Annotated in this window: 15 protein-coding genes; 12 read left to right on the forward strand and 3 right to left on the reverse strand. The window is 70.0% G+C overall.

Annotated elements, in window-relative coordinates; genetic code table 11:
• The 8 genes from GSQ87_RS15105 to GSQ87_RS15140 form a co-directional block, all read left to right on the forward strand.
• A partial coding sequence (locus GSQ87_RS15105) for a TOBE domain-containing protein (protein ID WP_174241449.1) occupies positions 1–309 on the forward strand: 309 nt, incomplete at its 5' end.
• A gap of 54 nt (positions 310–363) precedes the next feature.
• On the forward strand, positions 364–1134 hold the full coding sequence (gene tam, locus GSQ87_RS15110; RefSeq protein ID WP_158916183.1) for a trans-aconitate 2-methyltransferase: 771 nt from the start codon (positions 364–366) through the stop codon (positions 1132–1134).
• Positions 1135–1198: 64 nt separating this feature from the next.
• Positions 1199–1708, forward strand: coding sequence for a cytochrome c maturation protein CcmE (gene ccmE, locus GSQ87_RS15115; protein WP_158917747.1), 510 nt, complete (start codon positions 1199–1201; stop codon positions 1706–1708).
• Positions 1705–3696 carry a heme lyase CcmF/NrfE family subunit gene (locus GSQ87_RS15120; RefSeq protein WP_158916184.1) on the forward strand — a complete coding sequence of 664 codons (1992 nt, stop codon included), beginning with the start codon at positions 1705–1707 and terminating at the stop codon, positions 3694–3696. Before ccmE ends, GSQ87_RS15120 begins: the two co-directional genes overlap by 4 nt.
• Positions 3693–4205 (forward strand): cytochrome c-type biogenesis protein, encoded by a 513-nt coding sequence (locus GSQ87_RS15125; protein ID WP_158916185.1) that lies wholly within the window; start codon positions 3693–3695, stop codon positions 4203–4205. Before GSQ87_RS15120 ends, GSQ87_RS15125 begins: the two co-directional genes overlap by 4 nt.
• A gap of 113 nt (positions 4206–4318) precedes the next feature.
• The gene (locus GSQ87_RS15130) at positions 4319–5956 is read left to right on the forward strand and encodes a trypsin-like peptidase domain-containing protein (protein ID WP_158916186.1); all 1638 of its coding nucleotides are present in this window, start codon (positions 4319–4321) and stop codon (positions 5954–5956) included.
• A gap of 38 nt (positions 5957–5994) precedes the next feature.
• Positions 5995–6666 (forward strand): response regulator transcription factor, encoded by a 672-nt coding sequence (locus GSQ87_RS15135; protein WP_158916187.1) that lies wholly within the window; start codon positions 5995–5997, stop codon positions 6664–6666.
• 31 nt (positions 6667–6697) lie between these two features.
• Positions 6698–8098 (forward strand): HAMP domain-containing sensor histidine kinase, encoded by a 1401-nt coding sequence (locus GSQ87_RS15140; RefSeq protein ID WP_158916188.1) that lies wholly within the window; start codon positions 6698–6700, stop codon positions 8096–8098.
• 3 nt (positions 8099–8101) lie between these two features.
• Here GSQ87_RS15140 and GSQ87_RS15145 read toward each other — a convergent pair whose 3' ends face one another.
• The gene (locus tag GSQ87_RS15145; protein WP_256375889.1) at positions 8102–8782 is read right to left on the reverse strand and encodes a TetR/AcrR family transcriptional regulator; all 681 of its coding nucleotides are present in this window, start codon (positions 8780–8782) and stop codon (positions 8102–8104) included.
• A 304-nt stretch (positions 8783–9086) separates the two neighbouring features.
• Here GSQ87_RS15145 and GSQ87_RS15150 point away from each other — a divergent pair, with 304 nt between their 5' ends.
• The gene (locus GSQ87_RS15150) at positions 9087–10199 is read left to right on the forward strand and encodes a glycosyltransferase family 1 protein (RefSeq protein ID WP_158916189.1); all 1113 of its coding nucleotides are present in this window, start codon (positions 9087–9089) and stop codon (positions 10197–10199) included.
• Positions 10200–10337: 138 nt separating this feature from the next.
• On the opposite strand, the gene pyrF is transcribed toward GSQ87_RS15150, so the two are convergent.
• Positions 10338–11048 carry an orotidine-5'-phosphate decarboxylase gene (gene pyrF, locus GSQ87_RS15155; protein WP_158916190.1) on the reverse strand — a complete coding sequence of 237 codons (711 nt, stop codon included), beginning with the start codon at positions 11046–11048 and terminating at the stop codon, positions 10338–10340.
• Positions 11049–11144: 96 nt separating this feature from the next.
• On the opposite strand from pyrF, the gene GSQ87_RS15160 reads away from it, so the two are divergent.
• On the forward strand, positions 11145–11873 hold the full coding sequence (locus GSQ87_RS15160; protein ID WP_158916191.1) for a MarC family protein: 729 nt from the start codon (positions 11145–11147) through the stop codon (positions 11871–11873).
• Between the two features lie 8 nt (positions 11874–11881).
• On the opposite strand, the gene GSQ87_RS15165 is transcribed toward GSQ87_RS15160, so the two are convergent.
• A complete protein-coding gene (locus GSQ87_RS15165) occupies positions 11882–12757 on the reverse strand; it encodes a branched-chain amino acid aminotransferase (RefSeq protein ID WP_158916192.1) in 876 nt (291 codons plus the stop codon).
• Positions 12758–12843: 86 nt separating this feature from the next.
• Here GSQ87_RS15165 and GSQ87_RS15170 point away from each other — a divergent pair, with 86 nt between their 5' ends.
• A complete protein-coding gene (locus GSQ87_RS15170) occupies positions 12844–13539 on the forward strand; it encodes a response regulator (RefSeq protein WP_254063005.1) in 696 nt (231 codons plus the stop codon).
• Entirely contained in the window at positions 13539–14885 is a 1347-nt protein-coding gene (locus GSQ87_RS15175) for an ATP-binding protein (protein ID WP_158916193.1), read from the forward strand. The genes GSQ87_RS15170 and GSQ87_RS15175 overlap by 1 nt, the downstream gene beginning before the upstream one ends.
• Positions 14886–14953 lie beyond the last annotated feature (68 nt).

The following is a 14953-nucleotide window of genomic DNA, read 5'->3' on the forward strand; positions in this document are numbered from 1 at the left end:
GCGTTGGACAAGGGCGTCCGGGTACGCGTGGCGACCCTGGCGCGGGAAGTGCTGCTGGCTGTCGAGCCGCCGCGGGGCCTGTCGGCCCGCAACGTCCTACCGGCGCGGATCGAGCGCATGACGCCAGGGCCGGACGCGGTGCTGGTCGAGGTGCGCCTGCGCGGGGGACCGACCCTACTGGCCGCCGTGACCGACGACGCCGTCCACGATCTCGCCCTGGCGCCGGGACGCGAGGTCTGGGCGGTGCTGAAGTCGGTGGCGGTCGAGCACGGCCAGTCCGCCAACGTGCTGGGCGCGCTGGACGAATAGCCGCCGCGCGGCGTACCACCGGAGTCGTCAGTACGCAGCAATGGCGGGTGTCCGATGGTGGCCTGGGAGCCAGACCTCTACCGCCGCTTCGAGGCCGAACGCAGCCAGCCGGCCAAGGACCTGCTGGCGCGCATCGAACTGAAGACGCCCAGCCAGATTGTCGACCTCGGCTGCGGGCCGGCGACCTCCACCGACGTTCTGGCGGACCGATATCCAGATGCGGAAATCCTCGGCGTCGACAATTCCGAGGCCATGCTGGAAAGCGCCCGCCAGCGCCTGCCCGAAGCGCGGTTCGAGGCCCACGACATCGCCGACTGGCGGCCCGGAGCGACGCCGGACCTGATCTTCGCCAATGCGGCGCTGCAATGGGTTCCCGATCACGCGACCCTGCTGCCGCGCCTGCTCGGTCTGCTGGCGCCCGGCGGGGCGCTGGCGGTGCAGATGCCCGACAACCACGACGAACCCACCCACACCCTGATGCGCGAGGTCGCCGCCGAAGAGCCGTGGGCCGCCGCATTCGGCGATCCGGCGGCGCTCCGATCGCCGCTTGCCTCGGCGTCGGACTACTACGACCTGCTGGCGTCTCGGGCGTCGCGGGTGGATATCTGGCGCACGACCTATCTGCACCCGATGCCCTCGGCCCAGGCCATCGTCGACTGGATGCGCGGCTCGCACCTGAAGCTTTTCCTGGAAAGGTTGGAGCCCGCGCAGCGGCCCGCATTCGTGGACCGCTACGCCCAGGCCATCGAAAAGGCCTATCCGCATCGGACGGACGGCCGACTGCTGCTGGCTTTTCCGCGCCTATTCTTCGTCGCCATGCGCTAGCGGCCGGCCCGAACGTCACAACCCCTTTGTCGCCCGGCGGACGGTCGCTATGTTCCGGCCCATAATGGGCTTTCTTCCCAAATCTCGCAGGGCGCGGCGACGCCTGATGGTGGTGGCCGCGGCAGCCCCGATCCTGGCCCTGTCGGTGGGCCTGTCGCTCTACGCCATGGGCGATGCGGCGGTGTTCTTCTACAGCCCCAGCCAGGCGGCGCAGAAGCATGTGCCCGCCGGTCGGCTGATCCGTCTCGGCGGCCTGGTGCAGACCGGCACCGTGGTCAAGCGCGACGACGGCGTGGTCAGCTTCAGCGTCGCCGACCATGCCGGCCACGACGTGGTGGAGTATCGCGGCGAGCTGCCCGACCTGTTCCGCGAGGGCCAGGGCGTGGTGGCGCAAGGCGCGTTCCGTCCCGACGGCGTGTTCGAGGCGCGCGAGGTGCTGGCCAAGCACGACGAGAAGTACATGCCCAAGGAGGTCGCCGACGCCTTGAAGAAGTCCGGCGAGTGGCGCGGCGACGGGGCGGCGACGCCCAGCTATGCGGGCGCGGGCGCTCAAACCGCCGGGGGTATGCGATGACCGTGGAGGTCGGCGCCTTCGCGCTGATGCTGGCCCTGGTGCTGTCGGCGTTGCAGTTCGCCCTGTCCGCCGCCGGACGCATCCGGCGCAACGCCACGCTGAGGGGCGCGGGCGAAGGCGCGGCCGGCGCGGCCTTCGTGGCCATGGCCCTCGCCTTCGCCAGCCTGATGACCGCCTTCGTCACCTCCGACTTCTCGGTCGCCAACGTGGTGGCCAACTCCCATACCGACCAGCCCCTGTTCTACCGGGTGGCGGCGACCTGGGGCTCGCACGAGGGCTCCATGCTGCTGTGGAACCTGGCCCTGACCGGGCTGGGCGCAGCGGTGGCGGTGTTCGGCGCCAACCTGCCGACGGGGCTGAAGAGCCTGACCCTGGCCTGCCAGGGCGCGCTGGGCGTGCTGTTCATCGGCTACACCGTGTTCGCCTCCAGCCCGTTCCAGCGGGTGGCGATGGCGCCGGTGCAGGGCCATTCGCTCAACCCGATCCTGCAAGACCCGTTCATGGCGATCCATCCGCCGTTCCTCTACTCCGGCTATGTCGGCTTTTCGGTGGTGTTCTCGCTGGCCGTCGCCGCCCTGATCGAGGGCCGGGTCGATGCGGCCTGGGCGCGCTGGGTCCGGCCCTGGGCGTTGGCCGCATGGAGCCTCTTGACCGTCGGCATCATGCTCGGCTCGTTCTGGGCCTATTACGAACTGGGCTGGGGCGGCTGGTGGTTCTGGGACCCGGTGGAGAACGCCAGCTTCATGCCCTGGCTGGTCGGTACGGCCTTGATCCACTCCGCCATCGTCACCGAGAAACGTGGGGCGCTGGCCGGCTGGACCGTGTTCCTGGCGCTGGCGGCGTTCAGCTTCTCCATGCTCGGCGGCTTCCTGGTGCGCTCGGGCGTACTGACCTCGGTCCACGCCTTCGCGGTGGACCCGACGCGCGGGGTGCTGCTGCTGAGCATCCTGGGCATAGCGTCCGGGACCGCATTCGCCCTGTTCGCTTGGCGCGCGCCGAGCCTGGCGCCCGGCGGTCTGTTCGCCCCGATCAGCCGCGAGGGCGCGCTGGTGCTGAACAACCTGTTCCTGGCCGCCGCCGTGGTCAGCGTCGCGCTCGGCACCCTGTATCCGTTGATCCGCCAGGCGCTGAGCGGCGAGGCCATCTCGGTCGGCGCACCCTATTTCGCCCTGACCTTCGCGCCCCTGATGGGCGCCTGCCTGCTGGTGCTGCCCGCCGGCCCGCTGCTGGCCTGGAAGCGGGGCGATCTGCTCGGCGCGTTGCAACGGCTGTGGTTCGCCGGCGCGATCGCGGTCGCCGTCGGGCTGGTGTCGTTGTTGCTGCTCCAGCCGCAGAAGGCGATGGCGGCGATCGGCCTGGCCCTGGGCGCCTGGCTCGTGATCGGGGTGGCGACCGACGTGGCCCATCGCTGCGGCTTCGGCCGGACGGGTTTCGCCCTGGCCTTCCAGCGCCTGCGCCGCCTGCCGCGGGCGGAGTGGGGCATGACCCTGGCGCACCTGGGGTTGGGCGTGTTCATCATCGGCGCCTGCTGCGAGCTGTCGCTCCGCACCGAGACGGTGAAGGCGCTGAACCTGGGCCAATCGCTGACCGCCGGCGCCTACACCCTGACCTTGGCCGCGGTCGCCCCGATCGATGGCCCCAACTTCACCGCCGAGCGCGCGACGATCCAGGTCTCAGGCCCCCACGGCGCGCGGTTCGAGGCGACGCCGGAGCGGCGGTTCTATCCGGCCCAGCGCCAGACCACCTCGAAGGTGGCGATCCGCCGGCGGGGCGCGAGCGACCTCTATGTGGTGCTGGGCGAACGCCGCGAGGGCGCGCACGGCCCGACCTGGCTGGTGCGGGTGTTCTTCAACCCCCTGGCGCGGATGATCTTCGCGGGGCCGATCCTGATGGCGCTGGGCGGCTTGGCCTCGCTGTCGGATCGTCGGCTGCGGCTGGCGGTCGGCCGGCGCACGCGGCCGGTTCCGGCGGCGTTGGCGGCGGAATGAGGCGCCGCGCGCTCCTGGTCGCCCTGGCTGCGGCGCTCTGTCTCGGGGCGGCGGCGGGCGATCCGGCCGAGGTGCTGCACAACTCCGCGCAGGAGGCCCGCGCCCGCACCCTGTTCCGCCAGGTCCGCTGCCTGGTCTGCCAGAACGAGTCCATCGACGACAGCGAGGCGGACCTGGCCGAAGACCTGCGCCGGATCGTACGCCAGCAGATCCTCGCCGGCCGCTCGGACGTTGAGATCAAAGCCTTTCTGACCCAGCGCTACGGCGAGTTCGTGCTGATGCGCCCCGCCTTCTCGCCGGCCAATGCGGCCTTGTGGCTGAGCCCGTTCGTGGTGGTCGGCCTGGGTGGATTGGTAGTGCTTTCGCGTCGCCGCCGCCTCAAGGATAGTCAGGGCGAGCCGTCCTTGACCCCCGAAGAGGAAGAGAGGCTGCACGCCCTGTACGCTTCGCCTATATCTGAAGCCATGGTTCCGCCGCAGGTCGGCCCCACGAACGACCTGCCGGTATGAGCTAGCAGTATTCGACAGTGACGCCCACGATCGCAACCCGTGGGCGGTTTCGGACCTTAACGCCGCAACGTCGGTGGACGCCCGTCGTCCATCAGCGCAGGGAAAAACGATAGATGTCGATCAAGAACAAGGGTTTCCTGGCGGGCGCGACCATCGGGATCGGGCTGACTGCGGCGGCGGCCGTGGGTGCGGGCGTCCATATCCAGCGCGCCTCGGCCGAAGCCCAAGCGATACAGCCCATGGCCCCTCCGGGCGCGATGGCGCCGACCGGCGCGCCGATGTCGTTCGCCAACATCATCCAGCGCGTGGCGCCGGCGGTGGTGTCGATCGAGGTGACCACCCATCTCGAGCAGCCGCGGACCATGCAGATCCCCGGCTTGCCGTTCCAGTTCAACGTCCCCCCGCAGGGCGGCGGCGACGATCAGGGCGACGACAACGACGACAGCGCGGGCCAGGGCGCCGATCCGGGCGATCAGGTCGCTCCCCCCACAACGCGTGGCGGCCATAAGCCCGCCCCCAAGCGCGCGCCGCGTGGCCCCGAGGCGATGGCCGCCGGTTCCGGCTTCTTCATCTCGGCCGACGGCTACGTGGTGACCAACAACCACGTGGTCGAGAAGGCCGACACCATCAAGGTGACGCTCAGCGACCAGCGCGAGCTGACCGCCAAGCTGGTCGGCCGCGACCCCCTGAGCGACCTGGCGGTGATCAAGGTCGAGGGGAACGACTTCCCGTTCGTCAGCTTCGAGACCGCCTCCAAGCCGCGCGTCGGCGACTGGGTCATCGCCATCGGCAACCCCTACACCCTGGGCGGCACGGTCACGGCGGGCATCGTCTCGGCCGAAGAGCGCAACATCGGCCAGCAGTTCGTCAACTACCTGCAGATCGACGCCCCCATCAACCGGGGCAATTCGGGCGGCCCGACCTTCGACGTCTACGGACGGGTCGTGGGCGTGAACACCGCGATCTTCTCAGAATCGGGCGGATCGGTGGGCATCGGCTTCGCCATCCCGGCCGACCTGGCCAATTCGATCACCAAGCAGCTGATCGCCACCCATCACATCGTGCGCGGCTATCTGGGCGTGTCGATCCAGACCGTGACGCCCGAAGTGGCCGCGGCCGAAGGCATCACGCCCCACCAGGGCGCACTGGTCGGCGACGTCACCGCCGGGGGCCCGGGCGCCAAGGCGGGCGTGCAGGTCGGCGACATCATCCTGTCGATCAACGGCCATCCGGTGAAGTCCTCCGAGGACCTGTCGCAGACCACCGCCCAAGTGCCTGCCGGCGGCGAGCTGAAGCTGGAGATCCTGCGGGCCGGCCATCACCTCTCGATCCTGGCCCACTCCGGCGTGCGTCCGTCCGAAGCGACGCTGAACGGCGGGGCCAAGGACGACGACGAAGACGGCTCCGGCGCGACGCCGGGCGTTCCGGCCTCGACCACCGTGCTGGGCATGAAGTTGACGCCGGTCGATGCGACCGCCCGTCAGAAGTATAATATCGGGCCGACGGTCCATGGCGTGGTGGTCACCGCCATCGCCACAACTTCCGACGCCATGCACGTGGGCCTGCGCCCCGGCTATGTGATCCAGCGGGCGGGCGACCACACCGTGAACTCGCCAGCGGACGTGGCCGCCGCGGTGGCGGACGCCAAGCGCGAGAAGCGGCCGTCGGTGCTGCTGCTGGTCAATATGGGCGGGCGCACCGGCTTCGTTCCGGTGAAGTTGGACAGCGACGGCGGGACCGGTCAAGAATAGGCCCGGGGACGGACGGTCCCCACTCGCGAGGGGGGACCGTGCGGATTCTGGTGATCGAGGATGATGCGGCCGCCGCCTCCGCCATGTGCCGGGGCCTCGGCGAGGCGGGGCATGAGTGCATGACCGCGGCGGATGGCGTGTTCGGCCTGGACGCCGCGCGCGCCGGGACCTTCGACGTCATGGTGGTCGACCGGATGATGCCGCGCATGGACGGCGTCACCCTGGTCGAGACCCTGCGCCGGGAAGGCGACCAGACCCCCGTGCTGTTCCTCAGCGCGCTGGGCGAGATCGAGGACCGGGTCACGGGCCTGAAGGCCGGCGGCGACGATTACCTGGTCAAGCCCTACGCCTTCGCCGAACTGATCGCCCGGGTCGAGGCCCTGGCCCGGCGGCGGGAGACCGGCTCGGTCCAGACCCTGCTGCGCACCGGCGAGCTGGAGATGGACCTGATCGGCCGGCGCGTGACCCGCGCGGGCAAGGAGATCGACCTGCAGCCGCGCGAATTCCAGCTGCTGGAATACCTGATGCGCCACGCCGGCCAGTCGGTGACGCGCACCATGCTGCTGGAAGAGGTCTGGGAATATCACTTCGATCCCCAGACCAATGTGATCGACGTGCACATCTCCCGCCTGCGCTCCAAGATCGACAAGGGTTTCGACCGGCCGATGCTGCAGACCGTGCGCGGGGCGGGCTACCGGCTTGACGCCTAGGATCGCGCCTTCCGCCGCGAAAGGCTGACGGGTGAGGCTCCCGGCCTTAGCGCGCACCACGCCGTTCCGGCTGACGTTGATCTTCCTCAGCCTGTTCGCCACCGTGGCGGCGATCTTCCTCGCCTACATCTACATCGCCACCGCGGGCGAAGTGACCCGGCAGGCGGATCGTGAGATCGGGCGCGAATTCGACTCGCTCCAAGCCGTCTATGCTCGCGGCGGAATCACCGCGCTGAATCAGGAAGTGATCCAGCGATCGGTGGGCGACCGCCCGTTCGTCTATCTGTTGATGGACGCCCACGCCAAGCCGGTCACCGGCACCTTGGCCAGAACGCCGGTCGACCCCGCCCTCAAGGCCCCGGCGGAGACCGGATTTCGCATCACCGACACCGACCCGGACGGCGCAGTGGTCCACACTCAGGGCTGGGGTCGTCAGATTCGCCTGCCCAGTGGAGAACTGCTGTTCGTCGGGGCCGACATCAGCGAGGGGCGCGCTGCGGTGATTCGCATCGTGCGGGCGATCGAGGGTGCAGCGGTTCTGGTGATCCCGCTGGGGTTGGTTGTCGGCCTGGTGGTCAGCCGCAACGTCAGCCGCAGCCTGGCGGAGGTGAACAAGGCGGTGGCGGCGGTCGAGGGCGGCGACCTGCACGCCCGCATCCCGGTGCGTGGCGTGCGCGACGAATACGACGAGCTGGCGTTGCGGCTGAACGGGATGCTGGACCGGCTGGAGCGGCTGATGGGCGGACTTCGCCACGCCGGCGACGCCATCGCCCACGACCTGCGCTCGCCCCTGACCCGGTTGCGCGCCCGGCTTGAGGTAGCGCTGATGGAGGTGGAGGCCGGCCACGCCGATCCCCGCGCCGCCCTGGTCCAGGCGCTGGAGGACAGCGACGCGGTTTTGCGCACCTTCTCCGCCGTGCTGGCGATCACCCGCCTGGAAGCCGCCGGCCGCATCGTCGAGCCGAAGCCGTTCGACGTCTCCGAACTGGCTGGGGGCGTGGCCGAACTCTACGAGGTGCTGTGCGAGGAGAAGGGCCAGGACTTCGGCATGGAGCTGGCCCCCGGGCTGATGATCAAGGGCGACCGGGACTTCGTGGCCCAGGCCCTGGCCAATCTGCTGGACAATGCGGTGAAGTACACGCCCGGAGGCGGGGCGGTGATGCTGCGCGCCCGCAGGCGGGGCTCGGGCGAGATCGAGATCACCGTCACCGACACCGGCCCCGGCATCCCCGAAGAGGATCGCGACCGGGTGCTGGAACGCTTCGTCCGGCTGGAGCAGAGCCGCAGTGCGCCCGGCTCGGGCCTGGGCCTGTCGCTGGTGGCGGCGGTGGCGACGGCGCACGGCGGCCGGCTGGAGCTCGACGAGGGACCCGGTATGGTCGACGGCAAGGGTCCGGGCCTGCGCACCGCCCTGGTGTTTCCGCCGGCGTAGGTCCTACGACCAGAGATCGGCGATGGAGCCCTTACGGTTTAGCATGTGGGCCGCGCGCTTGACCACGCCCAGAAGGCGCTCGGTGCGGGCGTCGCCGTCATAGGCGAGGTGAGCCTTGGACAGCCCCTCCAGCACGAAGCGCGCCAGGTCGCGGCTGGCCTGTAGACGCGGCGCCTCGCCCGCGCCCATCAGGCCGGAGGTGTGCTCGCCCACCTGCAACCGGTCGAACGCCGCCTGGGCGGCGCGCAGCCGGTCGCGCAGGGTGGCGTCGGTACGGGCCGCCGCCTCCATCTCGTTGAAGGCGATGAACGGCGTCTCGTGCAGCAGCCGCCAGTAGGCGTCGATGGCGTGGTCGGTGCGGTCCGAACCCGGGGGCGTCTCGTCGGCCGCGCTTTCGAACAGGCGGGCGCGAGCGGCTTCGATGTGAGGGATCAGCGCGTCCAGCAACGCCTCGCGCGAGGCGAAGTGATACAGCATGGCGCCGCGCGTCAGGCCCGACGCCTCCGCGATCACCGCATTGCTGGCGGGGTGGTAGCCCACCTCCGCGAACAGCCGCATGGCGGTGTCCAGGATACGTGCACGGGTCCGCTGCGACTTGCGGCTGTCGCCGGCCTGTCGCGGACGCGCGCCTTGCGTCAGTGTCTCCTGATCTGCGACGGTCTGACCATCGACCGATCCATCCATACGTCCGGGCCTCGTGCTGCACTGCAACCTAGTCTTTGGGAAATAGGCGTTCAGCCGCGCCGCGCCTAGTCCCTCATCTTTAACGAATGCACATCTAAGGCGAGAGGGCTCGCCTTCCTGCGGCTTTGACCCTATAGGCGAACGTTCAGCCGATGGTCCGGCGGCAAGTCGGATCAAGACGCGCAATGCGCCCTCGCCGGATGGAATTCAGGGTGAATACAAGGCGACAACCGATCGAAATGCGCGCGCGCAAGGTTATCGACACGCTTCGTCCCACAACGTTTTTCCGGGGAGACGCCCGCTGATGCGAATCCTCCTGGCCACCGATGCATGGGAGCCGCAGGTCAACGGGGTCGTGCGCACGTTAAGCCGCACCGTCGCCGAGTGCCGCGAGATGGGCCACATCGTCGAGGTGGTCTCGCCCGACCAGTTCAAGACCCTGCCGCTGCCGACCTATCCCGAGATCCGGCTGGCCATGGGCGCCTACGAGCCCATGCAGGAGCGCTTCAAGGCGTTCGAGCCCGAGGCCATCCACATCGCCACCGAAGGCCCGGTCGGCCTGGCCGCGCGGCGGCTGTGCATCGAGTGGAAGCTGCCCTTCACCACCAGCTACCACACCCGTTTCCCCGAATACGTGGCGGCGCGGTTCCCCGCGCCCGTCTCGGCCGGCTACGCCTACATGCGCTGGTTCCACAAGCCGTCCGGCCGGGTGATGGTGGCCACGCCCACCATGCGCGAGGAACTGACCAAGCGCGGCTTCCGCAACCTCTCGCCCTGGTCGCGCGGCGTGGACACCGAGATGTTCCACCCCGACCGGGCGGCCCAGTTCCCCGACCTGCTGGCGGGCGTGGCGCGTCCGATCTTCCTCAACGTCGGGCGGGTGGCGCCGGAAAAGAACATCGAGGCCTTCCTGGCGCTCGACCTGCCGGGCACCAAGGTGATCGTCGGCGACGGCCCCGCGCGCGAGGCGCTGAAGGAGCGCTATCCCGCCGCCATGTTCGTCGGCGCCCACCAGGGCGAGATGCTGGCGGCCTATTTCGCCACGGCGGATGTTCTGGTCTTCCCCTCGCTGACCGACACCTTCGGCCTGGTGATCCTGGAGGCCATGGCCGCAGGCACGCCCGTGGCCGCCTATCCCGCGCCCGGCCCCATCGACATCATCCCCGGCTCCGGCGCGGGCGTGGTCGACGAGGACCTGCGCACGGCCTGCCTCGGCGCGCTGGAGATCGACCGGGCGGCGGCGCGGCGCTATGCGGAGGGCTTTTCCTGGCGCGCCTCGGCCGAAGAGTTCGTGCTGAACCTGCAGCCCTATCCCGAGGCGGAGAAAACCCGCTTCTGGCGTCGCCTGCGCCGCCTGACCCGCCTGCGCCGCCGTTCCGCCGTGCAGAAGCCGCCGCAGATCGAGACGCGGGCCTAGGAACTGCGTCCTTCGAGACGCCCCTTCGGGGCTCCTCAGGATGACGTAGGTGAGGGGACTGCAAAAACCTTCGTCATGCTGAGGAGCGGCGTGAGCCGCGTCTCGAAGCACGCAGTACGCTGAAGCACCCAGCTCGCATCAGCCCACCCCCGCCATCTCGGCCACGATCGCCAGCGCAGCCGCCCGCGGATCGGGCGCGGCGGTGATCGGCCGGCCGACCACCAGGTGGCTCGCCCCGTCGCGCAGCGCGTCGGACGGAGTAGCGGCGCGGGCCTGATCGTTCTTCGCCGCACCCACCGGGCGCACGCCAGGCGTCACCACCAGGAACTCCGGCCGGCCGGCCTCCATCGCCAGCCGCCGCGCCAGGGCGGCTTCCTGGGGGCTGGCGACCACGCCGTCGACGCCGCAGTCCAGCGCCTGGCGGATACGCCGCTCCACCAGGTCGCGCACGCCCAGCGCATAGCCCATCTCCTGTAGGTCGGCCTCGTTCAGGCTGGTCAGCACGGTGACGCCCAGGATGCGCACGCCGCTCCCCTCGCCCCGACCCGCCACCGCCGCGCGCATCACCTGCGGCTCGGCGTGGACGGTGAGCAGGTCGCAGGCCCCGGTGGCGGCGATGGCCGAGGCGGCGCGGCGCACGGTCTCGCCGATGTCGTGCAGCTTCCAGTCCAGGAAGACGCTGCAGCCGCGCGCCTTCAGCGCGTTGGCCATCGCCATGCCGCCCCGGCTCAGCAGCTCCAGCCCGATCTTGTAGGACGAGACCGCATCGCCGAGCCGCGCCACCAGCGCCTCCGCTTCGGCCACCTCGGGCAGGTCGAGCGCGCAGATCAGGCGGGCGTCGGCGGTCATGGGGGCGTCCTCGGCATGGCGGAAAGGGGATGGGCGAAGCTATGCTGCATGTAGGACAAGTCCGGAAGACCCCCGATTGTCCTGGGACCTAGCGCCATGACCCCCGTCGCCTTCGCGGTGAATGTGTTCGTCGCCCTGTTCGCCCTGCTCGACCCGGTCGGCATGGCCCCGCTGTTCGCCGCCGCGACGCTGGGCGCGCCGGCCTCGGCCCAGCGGCGCATCGCGCTCTACGTCTCGCTGTTCGCCATGGTGTTCATGGCCTTCTTCTTCCTGACCGGCACAGCCATGCTGAAGTTCTTCGGCATCTCCATGCCGGCGTTCCGCATCGCCGGCGGGCTGATGCTGCTGCTGATGGGCCTGAACATGGCGCGGGACGACTTCAGCACCATGTTCGCCGACGCCGCAGTGGAGGGCGAAGAGGCGCTGTCCTCCAGCGCCTACGCCAAGAAGCGGTTCGAGAGCCTGGTGGTGCCGTTCGGCATGCCGCTACTGGTTGGACCCGGCGCCATCTCGGCGGCGGTGATCTACGCCGACGAGGCGCGGCCGCTGGGCTGGGCCGGCTATGCGGCGGGGCTGGCCGGCATCTGCGGAGTGTGCGTCTGCGTGCTGGTCGCCTTCCTGGCCAGCCGCCTGATCTCGCGCGCGCTCGGCAAGATCGGCATGACCATCGTGGTGCGGGTGCTGGGCCTGGTGCTCACCGCGATGGCCGTGCAGTTCATCATCGTCGGCGTTTCGGGCGCGACCTTGGGCGTGGTCAGAGGCTCGGCGGCGCACCCCTATCCGGTCAAGGCCACGCCAGCCAAAGTCGCTCCGGCCAAGCGGTGACGGCGCGTCTACCCGCCCCGCACCAGCCGCGCATAGTCGTCCATCAGCCCGAGCGAGATGTCGGCGGGCGTGAAGCGATGCTCGGCGATCTCCGACACGGGCGTCACCTCGGCCGCCGAGCCGGTCAGGAAGCATTCGGAGAAGGTCGGCAGCTCGGACAGCGCGATGGTCCGCTCCACCACCTCGATCCCCTTGGCCCGCGCGATCCCCATCACCGTCTGGCGGGTCAGGCCGTTCAGGAAGCTGTCGGGGGTCGGCGTGTGCAGCACGCCGTCGCGCACGAAGAAGATGTTGGCGCCGGTCGCCTCGGCCACATCACCCTTGTGGTCCAGCATCAGGGCGTCGGCGTAGCCCGCCTTCTCGGCGGCGTGCTTGGACAGGGTGCAGATCATGTAGAGCCCCGCCGCCTTCGCCTGCCAGGGCGCCGCGTCCGGAGCCGGACGGCGATAGCGGGCATGGGTCAGGCGGACGCCTCGACGCTTCACCTCCGGGTCGAAATAGCTCGGCCAATCCCACAGGGCGATGGCGACGTGGGTGCGGGTGGCCGGCGCGGAGACGCCCATCTGTTCCGGCCCGCGCCAAGCGACGGGACGCAGGTAGGCGTCGGTCAGGCCCATGCGCTCGGCGGTCTGCTTGCACGCCGCGTCCAGTTCGGCGACGCTGAACGGCATGGGCATGTCCAGCAACTCGGCCGAACGCACCAGACGCTCGCTGTGCGCCGTCAGCTTGAACACCTGCCCATTGTACAGGCGCGCGCCCTCGAACACGCAGGACGCATAGTGCAGCCCATGGCTCAGGACATGGATTTTGGCGTCGCGCCAAGGGACGAATTCACCATCGAACCAGATAACACCGTCACGATCGTCGAATGGAATAAGGTTCATAGGGTGTTTCCTGCCCGTATTTGGCCTATCCGGCGCAAAGGCTTAGACGCCTATCGCGCGCAGGCGTCAACGGTTCGGAGGCGAACGTGAACCCCGAGATCAGGCGTCCAGGCGGGGCGGAGCCGCACCTGCTGGTGGTGGACGACGACGACCGCCTGCGCGGACTGCTGCGCGAGTACCTGACCCGGGCGGGATTTCGCATCAGCGTGGCGGCGGATGCGGCCGGCGCGCGCAAGCTGCTGGATTCGCTGTCGTTCGACCTGCTGGTGCTGGACGTGATGATGCCGGGCGAGGACGGCTTCTCGCTCACCCGCTGGATTCGCACCCGCAACGCCACCCCGATCCTGATCCTCACCGCGCGCGGCCTGCCCGGCGACCGGATCGAGGGCTTGTCGCTGGGTGTGGACGACTATCTCGGCAAGCCGTTCGAGCCCCAGGAGCTGGTGCTGCGCATCGAGGCCATCCTGCGCCGGGCCGGCACGAGGGCGTCCAAGCAGCGGCTGTCGCTGGGCGCCTTCGCCTTCGACCTGGAGCGCGGCGAGCTGCTAGACGGCGACACGCCCGTGCGCCTGACCGAGGGTGAAATCCGCCTGTTGCGCCGGCTGGCCCAGAACCCCGACGCGCCGGTGGACCGCTACGAACTGGCCGACGACCCCGGCGACGGCGGCCGGGCGGTGGACGTGCAGGTCACGCGCCTGCGCCGCAAGATCGAGCCCGACCCCGCCAACCCGCGCTATCTCAAGACCGTACGCGGCGTCGGCTACATGCTGGCGCCGGACTGATGAAATTCCACCGCATCCTGCGGGTGCTCTGGCCACGCCTGCTGAAGCGCTGGCTGCCGCGATCGCTGTTCGGGCGCTCGCTGCTGATCATCGTGCTGCCCATCGCCCTGATGCAGGGGGCCACGGTCTGGGGCTTCTTCGAGGCCCACCTGCGCGCGGTGAACGAGCAGCTGTCCAGCGGGCTGGCGGGCGACGTCGCCATGGACGTGGGCGACTACCAGGCCGATCCGACGCCGGCCAACCTGGACCGGATCGCCATGCGCGCGGAGCGGCTGCAATCGCTCTCCATCGTGCTGCAGCCGGACGGCAAGCTGCCGGAGAAACCCCGGCCGAGCCTGTTCCCCAGCAACGACGACGCCCTGCGCCTGGCGGTCGACAACCAGATCCCGGAGAACTTCTGGGTCGATACCACCCGCTACCCCGCCTATGTCGACATCCGGGTGGCGGTGAAGACCGGCGTGTTGCGGATCATCGCGCCGCGCGACCGGGTGTTCGCCGCGCGCGGGCACGCCTTCATCTGGCTGCTGACCGGGGCGACCCTGCTGCTCACCGGGGTGGCGGTGCTGTTCATCCGCAACCAGGTGCGTTCGATCGAGCGGTTGGCGGCGGCGGCGGAGGCGTTCGGCAAGGGGATGGACGTGCCCTTCAAGCCGCACGGCGCGCGTGAGGTGCGCGCCGCCGCCAGCGCCTTCCTGGACATGCGCGAGCGCATCCAACGCCATATCGACCAGCGCACCACCCTGCTGGCGGCCGTCAGCCACGACCTGCGCACGCCGCTCACGCGTCTGAAGCTCGAGGTCGCGCTGGCCCCGCCGGCGCCGCACATGGACGCCATCCGTCGCGACCTGGACGAGATGCAGCACATGGTCGACGAATACCTCGCCTTCGCCCGCGGCGAGGGCGGCGAGCCGGCGGAGCGGGTGGATGTCGGCCGGCTGGTGGCCGAGGTCAGCGGCGCCGCCGCGCGCACCGGAGCCCAGGTGCAGATTTCGGCCCCGCTGGACCTGTTCGCCACCCTGCGACCGCTGGCGATGAAGCGGGCGCTCGGCAACCTGGTGATGAACGCGGTCGCTCACGCCGGGCGGGTAGAGGTGGCCGCCGCCCGACGGCCCGACGGCGGCCTGGAAATCTGGGTGGACGACGACGGGCCAGGCATCGCGCCGGAGAACTACGAGGAGGCGTTCCGGCCTTTCTCGCGGCTCGATCCCGCCCGCAATCCCAACGCCAAGGGGGTGGGCCTGGGACTGGCGATCGCGCGCGACGTGGCGCGCGGCCATGGCGGGGACGTGGTGCTGGCTCCGGGTCCGTTGGGTGGTCTGCGCGCCGCAATTCGATTGCCAGGTTGAGGCGAACTGGCTCCAGAAGGGCTTGAAACACCATCCCGACCGTGCGAACCCAGGGGCGCGAGCAACAT

The sequence above is a fragment of the Caulobacter sp. S45 genome (assembly GCF_009765965.1).
Taxonomy (GTDB): domain Bacteria; phylum Pseudomonadota; class Alphaproteobacteria; order Caulobacterales; family Caulobacteraceae; genus CAHJWH01.

Bases quoted from the DNA above. Each gene is read 5' to 3' on its own strand.
- pyrF (WP_158916190.1), bottom strand. From the start codon at position 11,048: ATGACCGCCGACGCCCGCCTGATCTGCGCGCTCGACCTGCCCGAGGTG.
- GSQ87_RS15145 (WP_256375889.1), bottom strand. From the start codon at position 8,782: ATGGATGGATCGGTCGATGGTCAGACCGTCGCAGATCAGGAGACACTG.
- GSQ87_RS15175 (WP_158916193.1), top strand. From the start codon at position 13,539: ATGAAATTCCACCGCATCCTGCGGGTGCTCTGGCCACGCCTGCTGAAG.
- GSQ87_RS15160 (WP_158916191.1), top strand. From the start codon at position 11,145: ATGACCCCCGTCGCCTTCGCGGTGAATGTGTTCGTCGCCCTGTTCGCC.
- GSQ87_RS15130 (WP_158916186.1), top strand. From the start codon at position 4,319: ATGTCGATCAAGAACAAGGGTTTCCTGGCGGGCGCGACCATCGGGATC.
- GSQ87_RS15125 (WP_158916185.1), top strand. From the start codon at position 3,693: ATGAGGCGCCGCGCGCTCCTGGTCGCCCTGGCTGCGGCGCTCTGTCTC.
- GSQ87_RS15165 (WP_158916192.1), bottom strand. From the start codon at position 12,757: ATGAACCTTATTCCATTCGACGATCGTGACGGTGTTATCTGGTTCGAT.
- GSQ87_RS15150 (WP_158916189.1), top strand. From the start codon at position 9,087: ATGCGAATCCTCCTGGCCACCGATGCATGGGAGCCGCAGGTCAACGGG.
- GSQ87_RS15120 (WP_158916184.1), top strand. From the start codon at position 1,705: ATGACCGTGGAGGTCGGCGCCTTCGCGCTGATGCTGGCCCTGGTGCTG.
- ccmE (WP_158917747.1), top strand. From the start codon at position 1,199: ATGGGCTTTCTTCCCAAATCTCGCAGGGCGCGGCGACGCCTGATGGTG.
- tam (WP_158916183.1), top strand. From the start codon at position 364: ATGGTGGCCTGGGAGCCAGACCTCTACCGCCGCTTCGAGGCCGAACGC.